This window comes from Nocardioides sp. (assembly GCF_035703625.1).
GTDB lineage: Bacteria > Actinomycetota > Actinomycetes > Propionibacteriales > Nocardioidaceae > Nocardioides.
Genome location: NZ_DASSXS010000211.1, coordinates 30,104 through 52,123, shown reverse-complemented (window position 1 = coordinate 52,123; position 22,020 = coordinate 30,104). Strand labels below are relative to the sequence as shown.

Annotated in this window: 17 protein-coding genes; 12 read left to right on the top strand and 5 right to left on the bottom strand. The window is 69.9% G+C overall.

Translation table 11 applies throughout. From position 1 onward, the window contains the following. Positions 1-525 precede the first annotated feature (525 nt). A complete protein-coding gene (locus VFN12_RS10600; RefSeq protein WP_325118636.1) occupies positions 526-1,086 on the top strand; it encodes a hypothetical protein in 561 nt (186 codons plus the stop codon). A 209-nt stretch (positions 1,087-1,295) separates the two neighbouring features. Continuing rightward, complete coding sequence (gene paaK / locus VFN12_RS10595; protein ID WP_325118635.1) at positions 1,296-2,603, top strand: phenylacetate--CoA ligase PaaK; 1,308 nt, start codon at positions 1,296-1,298, stop codon at positions 2,601-2,603. An 11-nt stretch (positions 2,604-2,614) separates the two neighbouring features. On the opposite strand, the gene arcA is transcribed toward paaK, so the two are convergent. Together arcA and arcD are read right to left on the bottom strand one after the other, a co-directional pair. Next, on the bottom strand, positions 2,615-3,877 hold the full coding sequence (gene arcA / locus VFN12_RS10590; protein WP_325118634.1) for an arginine deiminase: 1,263 nt from the start codon (positions 3,875-3,877) through the stop codon (positions 2,615-2,617). After that, positions 3,874-5,343 (bottom strand): arginine-ornithine antiporter, encoded by a 1,470-nt coding sequence (arcD, locus tag VFN12_RS10585; RefSeq protein WP_325118632.1) that lies wholly within the window; start codon positions 5,341-5,343, stop codon positions 3,874-3,876. The genes arcA and arcD overlap by 4 nt, the downstream gene beginning before the upstream one ends. Positions 5,344-5,910: 567 nt before the next feature. Here arcD and VFN12_RS10580 point away from each other — a divergent pair. The 4 genes from VFN12_RS10580 (at position 5,911) to VFN12_RS10565 (ending at position 9,833) form a co-directional block, all read left to right on the top strand. Continuing rightward, the gene (locus VFN12_RS10580; protein ID WP_325118631.1) at positions 5,911-6,786 is read left to right on the top strand and encodes a hypothetical protein; all 876 of its coding nucleotides are present in this window, start codon (positions 5,911-5,913) and stop codon (positions 6,784-6,786) included. Position 6,787: 1 nt separating this feature from the next. Continuing rightward, positions 6,788-7,333 carry a class F sortase gene (locus VFN12_RS10575; RefSeq protein WP_325118630.1) on the top strand — a complete coding sequence of 182 codons (546 nt, stop codon included), beginning with the start codon at positions 6,788-6,790 and terminating at the stop codon, positions 7,331-7,333. A 135-nt stretch (positions 7,334-7,468) separates the two neighbouring features. Next, positions 7,469-8,398: a universal stress protein gene (locus VFN12_RS10570; protein WP_325118629.1), complete on the top strand. Its 930-nt coding sequence runs from the start codon at positions 7,469-7,471 to the stop codon at positions 8,396-8,398. Positions 8,399-8,450: 52 nt separating this feature from the next. After that, a complete protein-coding gene (locus VFN12_RS10565; RefSeq protein WP_325118627.1) occupies positions 8,451-9,833 on the top strand; it encodes an MBL fold metallo-hydrolase in 1,383 nt (460 codons plus the stop codon). 5 nt (positions 9,834-9,838) lie between these two features. Here the strand turns inward: VFN12_RS10565 and VFN12_RS10560 are convergent, their stop codons facing one another. Both VFN12_RS10560 and VFN12_RS10555 read right to left on the bottom strand, forming a co-directional pair. Beyond that, the gene (locus VFN12_RS10560; protein WP_325118626.1) at positions 9,839-11,056 is read right to left on the bottom strand and encodes an MgtC/SapB family protein; all 1,218 of its coding nucleotides are present in this window, start codon (positions 11,054-11,056) and stop codon (positions 9,839-9,841) included. Next, on the bottom strand, positions 11,043-11,594 hold the full coding sequence (locus VFN12_RS10555; protein WP_325118625.1) for a hypothetical protein: 552 nt from the start codon (positions 11,592-11,594) through the stop codon (positions 11,043-11,045). The genes VFN12_RS10560 and VFN12_RS10555 overlap by 14 nt, the downstream gene beginning before the upstream one ends. 490 nt (positions 11,595-12,084) lie before the next feature. On the opposite strand from VFN12_RS10555, the gene VFN12_RS10550 reads away from it, so the two are divergent. Further along, positions 12,085-12,879 (top strand): ABC transporter ATP-binding protein, encoded by a 795-nt coding sequence (locus VFN12_RS10550; protein WP_325118624.1) that lies wholly within the window; start codon positions 12,085-12,087, stop codon positions 12,877-12,879. 11 nt (positions 12,880-12,890) lie between these two features. Beyond that, a complete protein-coding gene (locus tag VFN12_RS10545; RefSeq protein ID WP_325118623.1) occupies positions 12,891-15,416 on the top strand; it encodes an ABC transporter permease in 2,526 nt (841 codons plus the stop codon). Between the two features lie 297 nt (positions 15,417-15,713). Here the strand turns inward: VFN12_RS10545 and VFN12_RS10540 are convergent, their stop codons facing one another. Next, the gene (locus VFN12_RS10540; protein WP_325118622.1) at positions 15,714-16,076 is read right to left on the bottom strand and encodes a hypothetical protein; all 363 of its coding nucleotides are present in this window, start codon (positions 16,074-16,076) and stop codon (positions 15,714-15,716) included. A 575-nt stretch (positions 16,077-16,651) separates the two neighbouring features. Between VFN12_RS10540 and VFN12_RS10535 the strand changes: the two genes are divergently transcribed. From VFN12_RS10535 to VFN12_RS10520, 4 genes are all read left to right on the top strand, one after another. Continuing rightward, complete coding sequence (locus tag VFN12_RS10535; RefSeq protein WP_325118621.1) at positions 16,652-18,454, top strand: IlvD/Edd family dehydratase; 1,803 nt, start codon at positions 16,652-16,654, stop codon at positions 18,452-18,454. A gap of 76 nt (positions 18,455-18,530) precedes the next feature. Then, a complete protein-coding gene (locus tag VFN12_RS10530) occupies positions 18,531-19,433 on the top strand; it encodes a fumarylacetoacetate hydrolase family protein (protein ID WP_325118620.1) in 903 nt (300 codons plus the stop codon). Continuing rightward, complete coding sequence (locus VFN12_RS10525; RefSeq protein ID WP_325118618.1) at positions 19,430-20,908, top strand: aldehyde dehydrogenase (NADP(+)); 1,479 nt, start codon at positions 19,430-19,432, stop codon at positions 20,906-20,908. The genes VFN12_RS10530 and VFN12_RS10525 overlap by 4 nt, the downstream gene beginning before the upstream one ends. A 71-nt stretch (positions 20,909-20,979) precedes the next feature. Next, positions 20,980-21,984 carry a zinc-dependent alcohol dehydrogenase gene (locus VFN12_RS10520; RefSeq protein WP_325118617.1) on the top strand — a complete coding sequence of 335 codons (1,005 nt, stop codon included), beginning with the start codon at positions 20,980-20,982 and terminating at the stop codon, positions 21,982-21,984. Positions 21,985-22,020: the final 36 nt, after the last annotated feature.

Genomic DNA, 22,020 nt, shown 5'->3' with positions numbered 1-22,020 from the left:
GGATCTGCTCCTGGCCGATCAGGTCGACGGCTGACGCGCGTCACGGGGCAATCGCTGGACGCGAGCATCCGGTTGCCGTCCACGGCGGGGGCGCGGCGGTGTCGCATGCCCGGCTGGCGGGCCGCGGATCGCGGATCGCGGATCGCGGATCGCTCGTCACGGTCTCCTGGCCCGTGGACGAGCATGAGCCAGCGAGAGCCGGGGGCCGGCCCACAGGTGGGAACGTCCCCGGCCCTTGGTGGAGACGTCGGCAGCCAGCTCCGAGGGGAAGGCCAGGTGCCCCGTGCCGACCGCTGTCCCGGTCACCCGGAGGCCGGGTGTCACTCCGGGGGCTTCCTGTCCCGGGTCCTCGTCCGCCGCTGACCCTGAGCGGTCTGGGAGCGCCCTTGGTTCGTGGTGCTTCCGGGCCGGTCGGACGACGCCCTCGGGACCAAGTGCCCTGCAACCCGCGAGGGTCGCGCGTCAGGCTGGAGGAGTTCGATCGCGATCGGGAGCGTCCACCGCGACTGTCGGTGAGGTGACCCCATGTGGTGGCTGGTGTGCGGGACCGCAGGCACCGTCGGCCTGCTCGGCGGCCTGGCCACATCGCCGCCCGGGTCGGTGACGGCCCTGGTCATCTCGGTCGGCGCACTCGGAGCCCTCATGGGTGTCGGCGGCCGACTCTCGTCGGAAACCCTGCCCGAGACCGACCTCGGCCGCGCCGTCCTCCGCAGCGCGGGGCTCGGTGCCGTGGCCGTCCTTGGACTCGTCCTGCCCTTCCTCGTGTTCGGGCGGTTCTGGTTCGCAGGGGTGCTCCTGCTGGGCGTGACCTCACCGCCGTGTGTGAGGTGGTGCCGGCTCCGCCGGCGTGGCCCGGCGCTCCCACGTGGGCTCTCGGGGGTGGAGGCGGAGCTGTGGACGGCGTGGGTCGTGTCCGGCCGGGCGCTGGGACATTCGATGTCCGTGGCGGACGCGACGGTCCTCATCGAGGTCCGGCAGCAGATGCTCGACGAGCTGGTGGCCCGGCACGGAGGCATTCCGGAGCAGCTGTGGTCGGCTGGTCAGGCACCTCCCACTCCAGGTGGACGTCGACCCGAGCGCCCCTGACCCTCCGACCGCTGGGCGGTCGCCCGATCGCGTGGCCTGGCCTGTTGACCTGCCCGTGGATCTAACGTTCGCTCGAGGTAGGTGACGGATCGGCGACCCCCGAGATGGAGTGCGCCGGCGTACCGGGTCGCGCCCGCCGACCGTGTGCACTCGTGCCGGAGGGCGCGGCGGCAGGGCCCGCAGCGCAGGTCGAGCAAGGAGAGCCAGTCGTGGAAGACCTCAGCCCCCGTCCGGGAGACCTCGAGCCGATCGAGACGGCATCGATCGACGAGCTGCGGGCGCTCCAGACGGAGCGGATGGTGTGGTCGTTGCGGCACGCCTACGCCCACGTCCCGCACTACCGTGCGTCGTTCGAGGCCGCTGGTGTGCATCCCGGCCACGTCAAGACGCTGGGGGACCTGGCGAAGCTGCCCTTCACCACGAAGGCGGACCTCCGTGCGAACTATCCCTTCGGCATGTTCGCGGTTGCGCGGGAGCAAGTCGCGCGCGTGCACGCATCCTCTGGTACGACGGGCAAGCCGACCGTCGTCGGCTACACGGCCAGGGACCTCGACACCTGGGCCCGGGTCGTCGCCCGCAGCATCAGGGCAGCCGGTGGGCGGCGGGGGCACATCCTGCACAACGCCTACGGCTACGGCCTCTTCACCGGCGGCCTCGGTGCGCACTACGGTGCCGAGCTCCTGGGTTGCACGGTCATTCCCGTCTCCGGCGGCATGACCGAGCGGCAGGTCCAGCTGATCAAGGACTTCGAGCCGGACATCATCATGGTGACGCCGTCGTACATGCTCTCGTTGGTCGACGAGATGGAGCGGCAGGGCGTCGACCCGCGCTCGACCTCGCTGAAGGTGGGGATCTTCGGCGCCGAGCCGTGGACGAACGACATGCGGCACGAGCTCGAGGAGCGGCTCGACATGCACGCGGTCGACATCTACGGGCTGTCGGAGGTGATCGGCCCCGGCGTCGCCAGCGAGTGCGTGGAGACCAAGGACGGCCTGCACCTGTGGGAGGACCACTTCTACCCGGAGGTCATCGACCCCGTCACCGGCGAGGTGCTGCCCGACGGGGAGGAGGGAGAGCTGGTCCTCACGTCGCTGACGAAGGAGGCCATGCCCGTCATCCGGTACCGGACCCGCGACCTGACCAGGCTGCTGCCCGGCACGGCTCGCTCCATGCGGCGTATCGAGAAGATCACCGGCCGGACCGACGACATGGTCATCCTGCGCGGCGTGAACCTGTTCCCGACCCAGATCGAGGAGCTGATCCTCGCCACTCCCGAGCTGTCCCCGCACTTCCAGTGCGTCCTGCAGCGAGAAGGCCACCTCGACTCGATGACCGTGATGGTCGAACGGCGCGGAGCGACGCCCGTCGAGGCTGCGTCGGACGCCGGGCGACATCTCGAGGGTCTGGTCAAGCGGTCGATCGGCGTCTCGGTGGCGGTGCGGGTCGTCGAACCGGCCTCGATCGAACGATCCGTGGGAAAGATGCGACGCATCGTCGACGAACGCCCTGCTCGCTGACCGGGACTCCCTCAGTCGATCGGGTCGCGCAGGATCGGGCAGCTCATGCAACGACCGCCTCCCCGGCCGCGGCCGAGCTCGCTGGCGTCGATGGTGATGACCTCGACGCCGGCCTTGCGCAGCAGGGTGTTCGTGTAGGTGTTGCGGTCGTAGCCCATGACGACGCCGGGCTCGATCGCCAGCACGTTGTTCCCGTCGTCCCACTGCTCGCGCCGGGCACCCCACCTGTCTCCGCCGGTGGGGACGACGCGCAGCCGCACACCGAGGGCCTCGGCGACGACATCGACGAAGGGCCGGTCCTCCTGGCGGATGGCCATCCCGGTCGGACTGGCGTCGTCCCGGTGGAGAACCAGGGTGTTGATCCGGTCCACGACCGGCGCGAAGGCGGTGACGACGTCGCGGTCGCAGAAGGTGAACACGGTGTCGAGATGCATCGCCGCTCGCGAGCGCGGCAGGCAGGCCATGATGACGCGCTCGACGGCGTCTGCCTTGAACAGTGACCGGGCCAGCTGGGTCACGGCCTGCTGCGAGGTGCGCTCGCCCATGCCGACGACCAACGTTCCGTGACCGATCGGCATCACGTCGCCGCCCTCGATGGTGGCGGCGCCCTGGTCGATCGGTCGCTGCTCGGGGTCACCGAACCAGACGGGGAAGTCCTCGTCCGAGAAGGCCGGGTGGAACCGGTAGATCGCCGCGGTCAGGAGCGTCTCCTGCCGACGTACCGGCCAGTGCATCGGGTTCAGGGTCACCCCCTGGAACACCCACGAGCTGTTGTCACGTGTGAACTGGGTGTTGGGGAGTGGCGGCAGGAGGAACGGATAGTCCTCCTGGGAACGCAGTGCCGTCAGGAACGGCCCGCCGGCGTCGTCGGGAACCTCATCGAAGGAGAGGCCGCCGATCATGTACTCCGCCAGGTTCTCGGCCGGCAGCTCGTCGAGCCAGGCCCGAACCGGCTCGACGAGGCCAGATCCCACCTGCGCCTCCGTGATGCGACGGTCGAGCACCCACGCCCTCCCACGCGGATCACGGACGACATCGGCCAGCAGGTCGAGCATCTCGAGCACCTCGACCCCTCGGTCCCGCATCTTGGCGGAGAAGTCGAAGTGGTCACGCCGGGCCTGGCTGACCCAGAGGACGTCGTCGAAGAGCAACGAGTCGCAGTTGTCCGGGGTCAGCCGCAGGTGGGCGAGCCCCGGAGAGCAGACCATCACGCGTCGGAGCCTGCCCGCTTCGGACCAGACCCCGACGCGTGGGGCTGCGGTCGTCGTGGTCATACCGAAACGAACCCCTGGACGAGGCCGATGACGGCCACGACCGACGTGGCGGCCACGACAGCGACCAGGATCCGCTCCACGGTGGTGAACACCGGCTGGTGGCTCTGGACCCGGGCCCACACGAAGAGTGCGGTGCCGACGAGGTAGAACAGGGCCGCGATCAACAGGTACTGCCACCCACCGGCGTACACCAGCCAGACCGCGTAGCCGAGGGCCACGCCGCCCACCAGCAGGTCGCGGGTGCGACCGTGCCCGTCGGCGTAGGTCTCGCCTGTCACGGCCAGCTTCACCTGGAACGCTGCGGACCACAGGTACGGCAGCAGGATCAGCGACGTGGCCAGGTAGACCAGGTCGGTGTAGGTGTTCTCGTTGACCAGCGTCCAGAGCAGCATGGCCTGCACGCAGAGGTTGGTCAGCCAGAGCGCGTTCACGGGTGCTCCGTGCCGGTTCTCCTTGGCGAACGTCCTGGGCAGGACGTTCTCGCCCGCGGGCAGACGCAGGATCTCGACGGCCAGCAGCACCCAGGCGATCAGGGCACCGAGCAGCGAGACCACGAGCCCGGCGGAGATGAAGCCGGCACCCCAGGACCCGACCTCGTTCTCGAGCAGCCCGGCCATGGACGGGTCGGAGAGACCGGCGATGTCGGACTGCGCCATCAGGCCGTAGGAGAGCAGGTTGACGGCGAGCAGCAGGCCGAGCACGCCGACGAAGCCGAGCACGGTGGCGCGGCCGACGTCCTTGCGCTGCCGCGCCCGCCTGGAGTAGACGCTCGCGCCCTCGATGCCGATGAACACCCAGACGGTGACCAGCATCATGTTCTTGACCTGGTCCATCGTGGTGCCGAGCCCGGCGTCGTGGCCCCAGAAGTCGGCGGTGAAGATGCCGGAGCTGAACCCGACAGCGGCAATCGCGACGAAGGTGAGGATCGGGACGACCTTGGCCACCGTGACGACGACGTTGACCGCCGCGGCGTTCTTGACGCCGCTGATGGTCAGGAAGTGGACGAGCCACAGCAGGGCCGAGGCGCCGACGATGGCGACGGTGGTGGTTCCACCCTCGAACCCGTCGAACCAGAAGCCGAGGGTGGACATCAGCAGCACGAGGTAGGCCACGTTGCCCACCCAGGCGCTGACCCAGTAACCCCATGCAGACGTGAAGCCGACGTACTCACCGAAGCCTGCCCGCGCATACCCGTAGACGCCGCCGTCGACATCGGGCTTGCGCTCCGCGAGCCCCTGGAAGACGAAGGCGAGCATCAGCATGCCGACCCCCGTGATCATCCAGCCGATCAGGAGCGGACCCGGGGCCGCGCTCCCGGCCATCTGGGACGGGAGGGCGAAGATGCCGCTCCCGATCATGGACCCCACCACCAGGGCGGTGAGGGCCGGCAGTGCCAGCCCGCTCACGGTACGACGCCCGGTCGACTCCGGGGTACCGGAACTCGGCCTGGCTACTTGGGTACTCATCTGCGGCCTCCTTCGTCTGCAGACGGCAGGGCCAGTCCTGCTGCACCCTCCATGCTTCTCTCCCCGGCACGGGGTGGGCAGAGCCGAAGGTCTCCGCGGCTTCGGGTCCTTCGACACCCTCGCCAGCGGTCTGCCCCCCAACGACCGGCACTCCGTGCGGGTCGGCGACCGGGATGAGAGGCCCAACGGCGCTCAACACGGGACGTACGCCAGATCCCATCGCCCTCAATAACGGGTGGACTGGGGGGACAAGGAAGCGATCCCCGATGAAGAAGCCGCTCGTGCTCGGGGCAGGCCCAGCCGGAACCACGGCTACCACCAGGCCTTGGGCGACGCCTCGAAGAGCACTTCGGACTTCCAGCAGGGATGCCTGTTGGCGCCGTTCGGCGACCGCAGCCGCGACCTGTGCGTCAGCAGCCGGTGCCGCTCCCTCCCCAACGCCCTGCGACCCGCGACCGGAGAGCTCGGCGCCGGCTACGCGCTGCCCGGTGACCGACGCCCGCAGGCGAAGCGCACCCCACTGACGACCCGCCAACCGACGGGCACAACCCCTGAGGAGGGGACACCATGATGACGAAGACGATGGCGACCCTGGCAGCCCTCGCACTGACGTCCGTGTTCACGGCCACCGGTGCGACCGCCAGCGCCACAAACGCAGGACCTGACCCCGGAACGGATCCGGTGATCGGTGCGTGGACGTGGTCCTCGTTCACCGACTGGCAGACCGACCCGAACCCGCCCGCCGATCCTGACGGACAGGCCGGGGAGGACAACCTGCTCAACGTCACTCAGATCGGGGAGCGCTTCGAGCAGGAGGTCGAGGGTGCCGGTACCACCGAGACCACCGACTGGGTTCTCGAGTCCCCCGGTGAGGGTTGGGTCCAGATCGACCAGCGCACCGTGACCGACGTCGAGGCCCACGATGAGGTGATCGTCGAGGCTCAGCCAGGCCAGCACTACTCGTGGAACGGTGGCAACCGTGGGGTGGACGACCCGCCGACGGTGGTTCCTCCGCACGCGGACTGGCAGGCCAACACTGAGCAAGAGCCGCCAGGTCACCTGGTGTCGGCGACGTGGCTCAACGAGAGCCTGCACGTGACCGGCAACTCGCCGTCGAACGCTTCGTGGTTCTACTACGTGCACCCGGTCGAGGAGGTCGTCGAGCACCACGACGCGGTGACCCACGAGGAGTTCCGCTACGAGCTGACGACCTACGGCACCGTCACCGAGTACCGGTGGTCGGTCTACACGCGGGTCAACACGCCGGGCACCCCGCCTGGGGAAACCCCGCCTGGGGAAACCCCGCCTGGGGAAACCCCGCCCGGGGAAACCCCGCCTGGGGTCAACCCGGCCGCCGACGTGCCGCCCTCGGTGAGCACGCCGCCCAAGGCGAGCACTCCGGCCGCTCCGGCGGTCCCCGTCTCGATCGATGCGGGGTTGTGAGGTGAAGCGGCTCCTGATCAGCCTCTTCGCAACGGTCACACTGATCGCCTGCGGAGCGGCTGAGACGGAGCCGCTGCTGCCCTCGGCCACCCCCGCGCACAGATGGGTCGAAGCCACCATCCTCTCCCCGGTCCCCGCCACCCCCCTGCACCTGCGGATGGCGGGGATCGACGCGCCCGTGGTGCCGCTGACCCTGACCGGCACCGAGCTGCTTCCCCCGCCCGACCCGAGGGTCCTCGGCTGGTGGGGGCGACCTGTTGGTGCGCGCCATGGCGTCACGCTGCTGGTCGGGCACACCGTCCACACCGGCGGCGGGGAGCTGGACGACCTCGAATCCGTGCCAGTCGGCGCGACGGCCCGCGTCTCGGGGTTCGCCTACGAGGTGACCTCCGTGCGGGTGGTCAGCAAGCCCGCGCTGGCCGCCCGCGCCGCGAACCTGTTCTCCCAGCATGGGAAACACCGGCTGGTCGTCGTCACCTGCGAGGACTACGACGCCGCCACCGGGGAGTATGCCTCGAACGTCGTCCTGACCGCGGAGCCCCGATGAGGCTGGCGCCTGCGCGGATGCGCGGCTGCGGATCAAGGGCATCCGACCGGCATCAGGGGCCGTTGGTCCCTAGGCCCGGAGACGGGGTGCCGAGGACGGTGGAACTGGAAGCACCCACCGATCCGGGAGGCCGTCATGACTGAGCAGAACCCGCACCCCGTTGTCGTCGCCGTCGGGCACGGTCCGATCGAGGCGGCCCTGGCGTTTGCTGCTGGTGAGGCCGTGCGTGACGGGTGCGGCCTGCACCTGGTCCACGCCGTTCACCTCCTCGCCACCGGCCCGGAGATGCCCCTGGTGGCAGAGACCGACCTCGAACGCGTCGGCCGGGCCGCTCTGAACGCGGCCATGGAGCGTGCGCACGACCTCGTCGAGGGTGTGCCGGTGACCGCCGAGCTGCGCGTAGGAGCCGTCGTTCCCACGCTGGTCGACCTGGCCAGGGACGCGCGGATGATCGTCCTCGAGCGCCGGGACCTCTCGAGCATGATGCGCGTCGTCACCCGCTCGGTCTCCAGCAGCGTGGCCGCCCATGCCCGCGTGCCCGTCGTCTCCGTCCCGACCCACTGGTCACGCGCCCGCACGCACGGTGACTTCCCGGCCGTCACCGTGGGCGTCGACGTCCCGGAGCGGGCAGCGCCGGTCCTGGGTGCCGCGGCCGATGCGGCGAAGAGCCGTGGCGCCGTCCTGCACGTCCTCCACACCTGGACCTTCCCCAGTGCCTACGACGACATCATCCTCACGCGTACCGAGAACCAGGAGTGGGTTGCCCGCGCCACCGCCGAGATCGAGGCCGTGCTCGGCACGCTCGGCGATCGCCTCGCAGGGGTGCCGGTGCAGATCGCGGCCCGTCACGCCTACCCGGCCGACGCGCTCATCGGGGCCAGCCGGGAAACGGACCTGCTGGTGATCGGCCGGCATGACTCGCTCGTGCCGATCGGATCCCATCTGGGGCCGATCGCCCGAGCAGTTCTGCGCGAGGCCGAGTGCCCGGTGATGCTGGTGGACCCTCGGCCCGTGCGGGGCTGGAGGCGGCACTCCCACCAGGACTCCGCCGCACAGCCGGTGTGACGCGCCGGCTCCTCTCCTGGGAGGACCCACTCGAGCGTCCCAAGGTGATCCGATGACCGACCCCACTCTGACCTTCCTGGGCGCCGCGGGCACCGTCACCGGCAGCCGGTTCCTGGTGGAGGGCGACCGCGCTCGGGTCCTCGTCGACGCCGGCCTCTACCAGGGCCTGCCTGCGCTGCGCAGGCGAAACTGGGCCCCGTTCCCCGTCGACCCCGCCTCGATCGACGAGATCGTCCTCACCCACGCGCATCTGGACCACACGGGCTACCTGCCGAGGCTGGTCCACGACGGGTTCCACCACGTGGTGACGTGTACCGCAGAGACAGCCGAGCTCGCGGCCATCGTGCTCCGCGACAGCGCTCACCTCCAGGAGGAGGACGCCGCCTATGCCAACCGGCTGGGCTTCTCCAAGCACCACCCCGCTCTGCCCCTGTATGACCATGGTGATGTCGAACGGACGCTCCCGCTGATCCGCACAGTCACCCTCCACACGCCGCATCCAGTCGGCCGGACCAGCACGGTGACACTCAGGCCGGCCGGACACATTCTCGGCTCGGCAACCGCGACGCTCGAGGTCGACGGGCATCGGGTGCTCTTCAGCGGCGACCTCGGCCGACGGCACCATCCACTTCTGCGTCCACCTGCGGACCCTCCCCGGGTCGACACCATCGTGGTCGAGTCCACCTACGGAGACCGTCTCCACCCGACACCCGACCCGTCAGTCCTGGCCGACGCCGTACGCCGCACGATCGAGCGCGGGGGCAGCGTGCTCATCCCGGCGTTTGCCGTGGACCGCACCGAGCTGGTGCTGATCGAGCTTCGACGACTGATGCGGTCCGGCGAGGTCCCTCACGTCCCCGTGTTCGTGGACAGCCCCATGGCCCTCGCCGCGCTCGACGTGTACCAGCGGGCACTCGACTCACGCAGCGAGCAGCTCCGGCCCGAGCTCAACCGCGGTCGTGACATCTTCGAGGCCGGAGACCTCCACGCCACCCGGACCGCCGACGACTCCAGGCGCCTCAACCGGCCGGCGTCCCCCAGCATCATCATCTCCGCATCGGGCATGGCGGCCGGTGGACGCGTGGTCCATCATCTGGCGCACCAGCTCCCCGACCGCCGCAACACCGTCGTCCTCACCGGATTCCAGGCCGAGGGAACCCGTGGACGACGCCTTCTGGACGGTGCGCGCGAGGTGAAGATCCATGGTCGCTACGTCCCGGTGCGGGCCGAGGTCGTGTCCGTGCCCGACTTCTCGGTCCACTCCGACGCCGACGAGACCATCGGCTGGCTCAGGCGCGCACCGGGCGCACCGGGCACCGTCTACGTCGTGCACGGCGAACAACCCGCTGCCGCCCAGCTCGCGGACCGCATCCGTTCCGAGCTCGGGTGGTGCGCCATCGTCCCTGTCTACGGCGAGCGCGTCCTGCTGGACTGAACCGCTCAGGCGACCGCCAGGCATCCACCGACCACGACAACCGCCGGGAGGAAGCAGAGCGTCAGAGCTCCGGCGAAGCGCAGACCGCCCGCGGCGGCAGCCACGACGACCTTCGAGAAGGTGTTGGTGAGGAGGCCGGCGCCGATGGCCACGATGGCGGTCCCGACGGAGACCGTTCCGGCTGACACGAGGCTCGCCATCGCCACGCTCGCGCCGTGCACGTCGGCCAGTGCCCCGGCCGCGGTCGCCGCCATCGAACCCACGGCGCCGTAGCGCTGCTCGAGCCAGATCGCCAGCGGCAGCACCAGGGAGATGATTCCGGCCAGGACCAGGGCAGGAACGAGGGCGAAGGGTCGCCCCGCTGGTTCGATCGGCTCGTCCGACATCGAGGGTGTGCGGCCCAGCCACCACGCCTCCACGACCATCACCAGGGAGCCGAGGACCACCGCCGGCAGCAGTCGGACCGTGACGCGCGGCTCGACGAACGAGATGACCAGTGCCAGCTGCAGCAGCGTCCCGACGCTCGCCAGGACGGCGCCCGCCAGAGCTCCCCGCAGAGGCGCCTCCGAGCGCCGGAACTTGGCCGCCATCACCCCCGTGGTGGCCGTGCCCGACACGAACCCGCCGGCCATGCCGGCGACCATGAGCCCCCGACGGGTCCCCAGCATCCGCGTCGCCACGTACCCGACCCAGCCGATGCCGATGATCAGCACGACCAGGAGCCAGATCCGCTGCGGTACCCACACGCCGTACGGTCCGACATGCCCCGTCGGAAGCAGTGGCAGCACGACGAACGCCGCCACGAAGAACTTCAGCGCGTCGACCCGCTCGCGGTCGGTCACCGTCTCCCGGACGAACCGATGAAGAGACTCCCGGGAAACGAGCAGCACGGTGATCGCCACCGCCAGTCCGACCGCGAGAGCCGGTTCCGTCACGGTGAGAGCCCCGAGACCGAGGGTTGCGATCGCGGCCGCCTCGCTGGTCATCCCGGGGTCCCTGGACCACGAGTAGCCGACCACGACGAGCAGCACGGCGCCTCCGGCCAGCGCAACCGCGACGACCGCGGGGAGCTGGGCGGCCAACGCCCCCAGTACGGCGATGAGGGCAAACGTCCTGACCCCTGGGCTACCACCGCCCGGCTTGGCCCGCTCGCGCTCCGCGCCGATGAGGAGGCCGATCGCCAGGGCGACGCCCATCGACTGCCACAGCTCAAGCTCGCTCACGATGCGCCACCGTCGCGTCGATACCGGCCCGGGTGGGGATCCCGGTCACGTGCCCGTCAACCTGGCGGAGGGCGACCTCGACGCCTGCCCGCCACCCCGGCGCTCGGCCGTGGCAGGGGGGCACGAGGGCGTCGCCGGCCAGTCCGACCCGCGTCAGCAGCCACGCAACCACGGAGTTCGAGTTCCACATGTCACCGGCGCCGAGACCGTCCCGGCCCCACACCGGGGTCGGGCACTCGGGGACGAGTTCCAACAGCGCACGCGCTTGCGACTCAGTGGCCCGGAGATCAACCGGACTTTCGACGGCCTGGTCCACGTCAGGGATGAGGCCGTTGGGCCAGCGACGGATCTCGTAGCGGAAGAGTCGAGACCGACCGAGCCAGGCGAACCCGACCGGGCCCTCACGGACGACGCCGCGATCGGACTCACCTGGGCTCCACGCGGGCGCCATCTCCACCACCCAGGCCGCTCCACGCAGCCGCACCCGCAGCGCGGAGTGGAAGAGCCTCAGGCGTTCGCGATGGTCTCGCCGAGCCACGAGTGCTTCGTACGCGCGGCCGCACCACCGGACTGCCGGATTTCCATCGGCGCCCAGAGGAAGCCAGAACAGGCACAGCTCGGGGGCCGGCGAGGCGGTCAGGTCCGACGTCATGGTGGGTTCGCCGATCGCGCGGAGATGGTGCCTCAAGTCTCACCCCGCGCCGTCCGCGAACCATGTGCCGAGAGGCCCGTCGGCAGGGGACGAGTGGCACTCGTCGACGAAGTGGGTGATCTCCACGCTGGATGGCACCGACATCCCCCGGAGCGACACGCCAGTCCACTTCGCCGACGACCACCCGGACAGTCCTCGCCAGCCCGCATCGGGCAGCGAGCGGGAGTGGTGGCGGGTGACCCGACCGCCGAGTCGGGCTCACCGGCCGCGCGGACCACGCCCGGGAACCCGGTAGCCGCACGAATGAGCCGTAGGTCCTGTGGTGCCGGGCACCACGCCCCTGAACTTCTGGCTGCGGTCACCCCATGCTGGAGGCATGGCACCGCTGCGAACCGGGTCGAACGCGCCGCCCGCCGTCCCGGAGAACGGGCCCGCTCCTCGCTCGTCCGCGTTGGCCGCACGCGCCACGCATGCCTCCAGGACCTACGGCGCGGGTGACACGGCGGTGACTGCTCTCGACAACCTGGACCTCGATCTGCCCGCCGGGCGCTTCACGGCCATCATGGGGCCCTCGGGTTCCGGCAAGTCGACCCTCATGCACTGCCTGGCCGGTCTCGACACCCTCACCAGTGGCCGGGTGTTCGTCGGCACCACCGACCTTGCCTCGCTCTCAGACCGGGACCGGACGATCCTGCGCCGCGACCGGCTCGGTTTCGTCTTCCAGTCCTTCAACCTGCTGCCGACGCTCACTGCCGAGGAGAACATCACGCTGCCGGCCGACCTCGCCGGACGAGCGGTCGATCCCGCCTGGTTCGACACCGTGGTTGCCAAGCTCAATCTCGGAGACCGGCTGAGGCACCGGCCCGCCGAGCTCTCGGGCGGACAGCAGCAGCGTGTGGCCGTCGGGCGAGCCCTGATCTCGAAGCCCGAGGTCGTCTTCGCCGACGAGCCGACCGGTGCGCTCGACTCGAAGGCCAGCGCTGAGCTGCTGACGTTCCTGCGCTCGGTGGTCGACGACCTCGGCCAGACCGTGCTGATGGTCACCCATGACCCGGGCGCGGCGGCGTACGCCGACCGGGTGGTCTTCCTCGTCGACGGGAGGATCGTCCGGGAGCTTGCCGACCCGACCAAGGATCGCGTTCTGGACATCATGGGGCGGTTGGGCGGCTGACGATGCTCCGGGTGTCGCTCCGCAACCTGCTGCTCAACAAGCTGCGCCTCCTGCTGACCATCGCGGCGGTCACGGTCGGTGTCACCTTCGTGTCCGGCACGTTCGTGCTCTCCGACACCATGGTGAAGGCCTTCGACGAGCTGTATGCCGGGCTGACCTCCGGGACTGACGTGGTCGTGAAGTCCGAACCCGCCTACGACGCCGACATCACCACCACTGGCGGACAGCTCCGCCCGCTCGACGAGGCCATCGTCGCGACCGTGCGGGATGTCCCGGGTGTGGCGGTCGCGGAGGGGTCGGTGTTCGGTTTTGCGCTGGTCCTGGACAAGCACGGCGACCCGATCCAGCCCGGCGGCGCACCGACGCTCGGCACCAGCCTCACCGAGGACCCGGCGTTGGCGGGTGCCGCCGGGTTCCGCAAGGGGCGCACGCCATCCGGCGCTCACGAGATGGCGCTCGACGCGCGTACCGCCGAGAAGGCCGGCTACGGGCTCGGCGACTCCGTCGACGTGGTGCTGCAGGACGGCAGGCGCACCTACACCCTGGTGGGCATCATCGGCTTCGGAGAGACCGACAGCCTGCTGGGCGCGACCATGGCCGGGTTCGACCTCTCGACCGCTCAGCGGGCGCTGGGCAAGGTCGGTGTCGTCGACGAGGTCGACGTCCGGGCCGCGGACGGTGTCAGCGCGCAGGAGCTGCGCGAAAGAATCGCCGGCGTCCTTCCCGGCGGCGTCGAGGCGCTGACGGGGGAGCAGGTGGCCTCCGAAGGCACCGACGCGGTGCGCAGCTCACTCGGCATCTTCACCACCGTGCTCCTCGTCTTCGCCGGCGTCTCGGTCGTGGTGGGGTCCTTCGTCATCTGGAACACCTTCAACGTGCTCGTCGCACAGCGTCGCCGGGAGGTGGCCTTGCTGCGGGCCGTGGGGGCCACCCGCCGGCAGGTGCTCTCGGGTGTCCTCGTCGAGGCCGCGCTGGTCGGGCTGGTCTCCGGTGTCGTCGGGATTCTGTTCGGGGTCGGCCTCGCCAGGGCCATTCGGCTCCTGCTCGAGATGATCGGCGTCGAGCTCCCCAGCACGTCTCCGGCGCTGGAGGCCAGGACCATCGTCGTCGCGCTGACCGTCGGAATGTTGGTGACGATGGTCGCCGCGATCGCTCCGGCCTGGGCGGCCACGCGCGTGGCTCCGATGGAGGCCCTGCGCGACCTCGAGCCGACAAGAGGCGCGGACCGCAGGATGCGGCGTACTGCCGGATGGGTCATCACCTCAGTGGGCCTGGCGATGCTCGTGGCGTGCGCCGTCGTCGGAAACCAGCGCTGGCCGACGGTGTTCGCCACCGTCACGACCTTCGCCGGCCTGGTCGTGGTGGGGCCGACCCTGGCCCGGGGCATGGCACGGCTCGCCGATCACGGACGCCGCGGCGGCGGGTGGCGGATGGCCGCGCGGAACATCGCCCGGAACTCGCGGCGCTCGGCAGCGACCGCCCTGGCGCTCACGATCGGCCTGACGGTCGTCGCTGCGGTCGCGGTGACCGCGACCTCGCTGAAGGAGTCGGTCTCTGCCGCGGTCTCCGCCGGTAACCGGTCGGACCTGATCCTCGAGCCCGCCGGTGCAGGTCTTGGCATCAGTCCGTCGGTGGCTGACCTCCTGCGGACCCGCCACGACGTCGCCGACGTCGTCGAGCTGCGGGAGACAGCAGCCCAGGTGAACGGCGAGAGCTCACTGGTCACGGCGATGGACACGGACGGGCTGGGCCAGGTCATCGATCTGGGCGTCGAGAGCGGCAGCGTGGACGCGCTCGCTCCTGGCAGCCTGCTGGTCGGCACCAGCGCAGCCGACGAGCTCGGCCTCCACACCGGCGACACGGTGACGGTCACCTTCGCCGAGACCGGAGACGTCCCGATGCGCGTGGCCGGTACGTTCAGCAAGGGCAGCCTGATCAACGCGTCCTACGTGATGACGATGCCAGACTTCGTCGCCAACGTGACCTCGAGGCTCGACGGCGCCATCTTGCTGACCGCCGCACCAGGGGCAGACCCCCTCGAGGTCAAGACAGCGGTCCGGGCCGCGCTCGCGGACTACCCGAACGTCACCGTCAACGACTCCGCGGACATCACGCAGAAGGCCCAGGACTCCGTCAACCGGCTGCTCGGCATCGTCACGGCCCTGCTGCTGCTCGCGGTCGTGGTGGCGATTCTCGGCATCGTCAACACTCTCGTGCTCTCCGTCGTCGAGCGCACCCGCGAGCTCGCCCTCCTGCGGGCCGTCGGCGGAACGCGGCGCCAGGTCAGGACCGTCGTACGACGGGAATCGGTGCTGATGGCGTTGCTCGGTGCCCTGACGGGGATTGCCCTCGGCACCATCTCCGGCATCGCGCTCAGCCGGGCCCTCACCGACGAGGGCATCACGGAGCTTCGGGTGCCGGTCGGGACGCTGGCGATCTATGTCGTGGTTGCGGCGGTCGTGGGTGTCCTGGCTGCGGTGGGACCCGCCCGACGGGCCAGCAAGGTCGATGTCCTGGGAGCCATCACGGCCGAATGAGGTGGCCGTCATGCTCGAGCTCTCTCCCGGAACGCACGACGCGGCGCCGTCCTGTGTGCTGGTGACGGCGACGGTCTGGTGCGTTTCCTGACGCTGAGCCAGCGCGTCCCAGCGCACACGGTGTGCGTGACCTGCTCGTCACAGCCGGGAACTACCGGTTCGTCGTGGTCGACCGCAGTGCAGTCGGACATTGGCTGCCAGCGCGTTGACTCACCCGACCGCCAGGTCCTGAGCGGGCCCGGTCAGGGTCCTCCAGTGCGGGTCCGCGCAGCCGGGCGGGGCGCCAGGCTCGGGCTTCTAGCGCTCGTCCTCGAAAACGACGTGTGCGGCGCTCACTGATGAACCGTCGTACTGAGGAACCGGGATGGATTCCAGCACGCTTCGGAGGTGTTCGCGCTCAGCCTCGGGGCACTCGACACGAATGCACTCGGCATTGCCGAACCGTTCCGTCACATGCGTGAAGCCAGCCCTGTCGACGGCGACCGCGAAGACGACCGGGTCCACGCCGTTGGGGATCGCATAAGCGATCGTGTGAGTCCGCGGGTCATGAAGTCGTGTCTCTGTCTCTTTCTCCCTCAGGACCCAGGAGCGCATGAACAGCGCGAACGCCACGCTGAGCGCCACTGCTGCCGTGATCAGAACGGCTGCCGCTACGAACATCACTGCCTCCTCGATCCGACGCCCTGCCGTCAGCCCGGATGACGGTCACGGCGACTGTCCTGGTCCCAGCGTGGGCATCAGTCGCCCCCAGGGCCAGAGCCATGGGTCCCCGGTCTGCAGGCTTTGGTCCTGACCACGGCGACCAGGTGCTGGTCACCCGTCAGCCGCGACGCGACCTTCTCGCGCCATCTTGGAGCGGACTATCGACAAGGTGGTGGACGAGGAGATCAAAGGGGCGGCCAGGGAAGAGGGCGACCAGGAAAGACCGCGAGGGACGTCTCTGGCACGGAGTTGCAGATGGCCCGTGGACTCCGGGGCGAGCTCCAGGAAGCGTGCCATGGATGGCGAGCCGGCATCACGCCTACGCCTCCATGCCGAGGACATCGGTGCCGACCTCGTCCAGGACGGTCCGCTAGCTAGATCACCGATCGCCTCGCCATCGGCTCGGATCGGTCTGAGGGGTGGCACCACAAGTCCGTGCCGCGGGCCTACGCGTCGACCGCATCCGACGCTCACGAGCCAGAGCCATCCACGTCGGTGGTTAACATGCGGAGTCAGCCGACGTATGGAGGCCCATGACTGCCGATGGACGACAGCCGCGCAGGAGGCTGCGCAGCCAGGACTGGTTCGACAACCCTGACAACCCCGGAATGACCGCGCTCTACCTCGAGAGGTACATGAACTGGGGCCTCACCCGGGAGGAGCTGCAGGCGGGCGGGCCGATCATCGGCATCGCGCAGACCGGGTCGGATCTGTCGCCCTGCAACCGGCACCATCTCGAGTTGGCGCACAGGGTGCGTGAGGGCATCCGGGAGATGGGCGGGGTCGCGTTCGAGTTCCCAGTGCATCCGATCCAGGAAACAGGGAAGCGCCCCACGGCCGCCCTGGACCGCAATCTCGCGTACGTCGGTCTCGTGGAGGTCCTGTACGGGTATCCACTCGACGGCGTGGTCCTGACCACCGGCTGCGACAAGACCACCCCTGCCAGCATCATGGCGGCCGCGACGGTGAACGTTCCCGCCATCGTCCTGTCCGGGGGACCGATGTTGAACGGTTGGTACAAGGGGCAGCGCACCGGCTCGGGGACGATCGTCTGGCGGGCCAGGGAGATGCTGGCTGCGGGAGAGATCGACGAGGCCGAGTTCGTCGAGCTCGTAGCATCGTCCGCTCCGTCGCCCGGCCACTGCAACACGATGGGCACGGCGTCGACTATGAACAGCCTTGCCGAGGCGCTTGGCATGAGCCTTCCCGGATCGGCGACGATCCCGGCGCCACATCGCGACCGCGGCCGGGTGGCCTACCTGACCGGCAAGCGCATTGTCGAGATGGTGAAGGAGGACCTCAAGCCCTCCGACATCCTGACCTGGGAGGCCTTCGAGAACGCGATCGTGGTCAACTCGGCAATCGGCGGTTCGACCAATGCACCGATCCACATCAACGCGATCGCGCGCCACATCGGCGTTTCGCTCGGCGTCGAGGACTGGGAGAGGGTCGGCCATCGTGTACCGCTCCTCGTCGACCTGCAGCCGGCGGGGAGGTTCCTGGGCGAGGAGTATCACCGGGCCGGCGGGGTGCCGGCGGTCGTCAGTGAACTGATGCGGCACGGGCTGATCCATGCGGACGCGCACACGGTCAACGGGAAGTCCATTGGTGAGAACTGCCGCGACGTCGTCACCCAGGACGCCGAGGTGATTCGCACCTTTGAGGACCCCCTGGTGCAGGATGCGGGTTTCCTCGTCCTGACGGGGAACCTCTTCGATAGCGCGATCATGAAGACGAGCGTGATCGACGAGGACTTCCGCAACCGCTACCTGTCCGACGCCGAGCACCCGAACGTGTTCGAGGGACGAGCGATCGTCTTCGAGGGGCCCGAGGACTACCACGACCGCATCGACGACCCGTCACTCGAGATCGACGAGGGCTGCATCCTGGTCATCCGGGGCAACGGTCCGATCGGCTACCCGGGCGGCGCTGAGGTCGTCAACATGCAGCCTCCCGCCGCACTCATCAAGTGCGGCGTGCACTCCCTGCCATGCATGGGCGACGGCCGCCAGTCCGGAACCTCCGGCTCCCCCTCGATCCTGAACGCCTCCCCGGAGGCCGCCGCCGGGGGCGGTCTGGCGCTCCTGCAGACCGGCGACCGCGTTCGGGTCGACCTCAACGCCGGAACGGCGGACATTCTCCTGCCGGACGAACAGCTCGCCGCGCGGCGCGCGATCCTGCGGGACACCCCGTTCCCCGTGCCCGAGTCACAAACGCCCTGGCAGGAGATCCAGCGTTCAATGGTGGGCCAGATGGCGGACGGGATGGTCCTCGAACCGGCGGTGGCCTACCAGCGGGTGGCGCAGACCAAGGGCATCCCCCGGCACAACCACTGAGAGATGGGTACCGACACTGGCGGGTACCCCAAGGGTGCCCGAGTCCGGGTCCCGAGCGAGAGAGACGGAGCAGCCGATGCACCTTGTCCGTTACGACGGTGGGGATGGCCCCGTGGTCGGGGTCCGCCGGGAGGACTGGATCACGCCGGTGAGCGGTGTCGGCTCCATGGCGGAGATTCTCGCGATGCGGCGCGACGCGCTGCGCTCGACCGTCGAGTCCGCCTCCGGCGAGCCGATCCAGGTCGCGTCCGTACGCCTGCTCGCCCCACTGGACGGCCGCGCCGAGCTGTGGTGCGCCGGCGTGACCTATGCCCGTTCGCGAGGGGCGCGGATGGAGGAGAGCGCGGAGCAGTCGGTCTACGACAAGGTGTACTCCGCGGAGCGGCCGGAGCTCTTCCCGAAGGCGCCGGCCTGGCGGCTCGTGACGGACAGTGAGCCCGTGGGGATCCGGACCGACTCCGGGCACGACGTGCCCGAGCCGGAGCTTGCCGTGGTGGTGAGCGCGTACGGCGAGATCGTCGGCTACACGGTGTGCAACGACATGAGCTCACGGTCCATCGAGGGCGAGAACCCGCTCTATCTTCCCCAGGCCAAGGTGTTCGCCGGCGCGGCCGCGCTCGCGACGGGCATCAGGCCCGCCTGGGAGGTGCCTGATGCCGCCAACCTCGCCATCTCCCTGGTGGTCCGCCGCGACCGGGCCGAGGTATTCGCCGGTGAGACATCGACCGCTCAGCTCGCCCGTCCTCTGGTTCAGCTGGTGGACTTCCTGTGCCGAGCCAACTACTTCCCTGACGGCGCCGCGCTGGCAACCGGGACGGGGATCGTCCCCGGGCTGGAGTTCAGTCTGCAGCCCGGCGACGTCGTCGAGATCGAGATCGAGGAGGTCGGCAGGCTCGTGAATCGAGTGGAGTGTGGCAAGGAGCCTTTCCAGTGGCTCAACGACCGCGTGGCCGAGGCCATGCCCGAGGAGACCCGATGACCAAGCTTCCCAATACCACCGCAGACCAGCTGGAGCAGGTCCTCACTGCCGCGGCGGCCGCGGCGCCCGCGGTTGCCGCGGCGCTGCCCGCGGAGCGCGCGGCGTGGATCTTCGCCGCAGCGGACTCGCTCGACGCCGCCGCAGACCGCCTCGTCCCGCTCGCCGTGGAGGAGTCCGCGCTCCCCGAGCAGCGGTTGCGGGGAGAGATCGCCCGCAGCTCCGGGCAGCTCCGGCTCTTCGCCGAGGCCCTCGCGGAAGGAGCCCTGCACGAGCCGATCATCGACACCGCCGACCCGGACGCGGAGCCGATTCCCCGTCCGGACCTTCGGCGGATGCTCGTCCCACTGGGCCCGGTCCTGGTCTTCGCCGCCAGCAACTTCCCCTTCGCCTTCAGCGTCTGCGGTGGGGACACCGCCTCCGCGCTCGCGGCCGGCTGTCCCGTGTTGGTCAAGAGCCATCCCGGCCATCCACGGTTGTCCGAGGCGGTCGCCGAGGTGATGGTCACGGCGCTCCGGGAGGCCGGGGCCCCCGAGGGAACGCTCGCCGTCGTCCACGGTGACCGGGTCGGCGTCGAGGCCCTGGGTGATCCACGAATCAAGGCGAGTGGCTTCACAGGTTCGGTGGCCGGGGGGCTGGCCCTGCATGAGGTCGCCGCCAACCGGCCGGATCCGATCCCGTTCTACGGCGAGCTCGGAAGTCTGAATCCCGCGTTCGTCCTGACCGGCGCCCTCGAGGAGCGGCGCTCCGAGATCGCCGCCGGCTTCGTCGCCTCCTACACCTTGGGCGTGGGACAGTTCTGCACCAAGCCCGGGCTGCTCCTGCTGCCGACCGGGCACGGCCTGGAGAAGGAGATCGTGGCAGCCGCCGAGGACGTGGCTGCCGCCCCGATGCTCAACGAGCGGATCCACCAGGGCTACACAGCGGGTCTTGCCAGGCTTCGCGCACGAGACGGGCTGGAGGCGCTGGTGACCGGAGACGAGTCGGAGGGAGGGGTTTCCGCGTCACTGTTCAAGACCACCGTGCCGCGGCTGATCGAGGATGCCGCGGAGCTGCTGGAAGAGTGCTTCGGGCCGACGTCGATCGTGGTCGAGTACGCGGACGACGACGAGCTCTACGCCGCGGCGTCGCTCTTCCGAGGCAATCTCACGGCCACAGTGCACGGCTCCGACGACGATGCAGACGTCGCGGCCAGGCTGCTTCCATTGCTGGAAGGCCGGGCCGGCCGCGTGGTGTGGAACGGCTGGCCCACCGGCGTCGCCGTGTCGTGGGCGATGCAGCACGGTGGGCCGTTCCCCGCGACCGTCGGCTCGATCCATACCAGTGTCGGCACCACGGCGGCACGACGATTCCAGCGCCCGGTGTGCTTCCAGAACATCCCCGGTGGCCTCCTTCCCGAGCTGCTGCGCGACCGGAACTCGCTGAACGTGAGCCGTCGGGTCAACGGTGAGATCACTCGGCGTGACATCACGTCCTGAGGCCGGTGGATCGTGGGCGGTCCTGGACCGTGCCGCGTGGGCGGCGCTCGGAAACGGAAAGGGGGCCTGCGGTGAAGGTGGCCAGGTTGCACGGGGTCGGGGACCTGCGGGTGCGCGACGAGCAGCCGCCGCATCAGGCCGCCGGCCGCTCGCTTGTGCGGGTGCAGGCGATCGGCCTGTGCGGCTCGGACCTGCACTGGTTCTCCGAGGGCAGCATCGGCGACGCCAGCATGCAGCGGCCCCTCGTCCTCGGACACGAGTTCTCCGGCAGGGTCGAGGGCGGAGAGCTCGACGGCCGGCTCGTCGCCGTCGACCCGTCCATTCCGTGCCGACGCTGCCCCACCTGTGCCGCCGGGTTGAGGCATCTCTGCCCGGACGTCGTGTTCGCCGGGCACGGCGAGCAGGACGGCGGCCTGCAGGAGCTGGTCTCCTGGCCGACGTCCCTCCTGCATCCACTGCCGGAGTCGATGAACGCCGAGGAGGGGGCGTTGCTCGAGCCGCTGGGCGTAGCACTCCATGCCCTCGACCTCGGCCACGTTCGGGCAGGTGACCGCGCCGCGGTCGTCGGATGTGGTCCCATCGGCCTCCTGCTCCTCCAGCTCCTCCTGGCCTCCGGCAGCGCTTCCGTCCTGGCCGTGGACCCGCTGCCGCATCGCCGAGCCCTGGCGCGCGACCTGGGGGCGCAGGTGGTCCTCGCGCCAGAGGAGCTCCTGGAAGCTGGAGCGCCCTGGTCAGGACAAGACGCAGCCGTGGATGTGTCGTTCGAGGTGGCCGGCACCGATCAGGCGGTCCACGTCGCCCTCCAGGCAGTCCGCCCCGGAGGCCGTGTCGTGCTCGTGGGTATCCCGGAGGGAGACCAGACGTCGTTCCAGGCCTCCCTGGCGCGTCGAAAGGGGTTGTCCATCCTCATGTCGCGTCGGATGGGGGAGGTGTACCCACGGGCCATCCGGCTCGCCCAGGGCGGAGCGGTCGACCTGGGGCAGATCGTCAGTCACCGCTTTGGCCTTGCCGAGGCAGCTGCGGCACTCGAAACGGCCGTGTCCAGACGCGGGCACAAGGTCCTTGTCATCGCCTGAGGTCACGGGCGCGTTCTCGTCGCGGCCCGCAGGGCA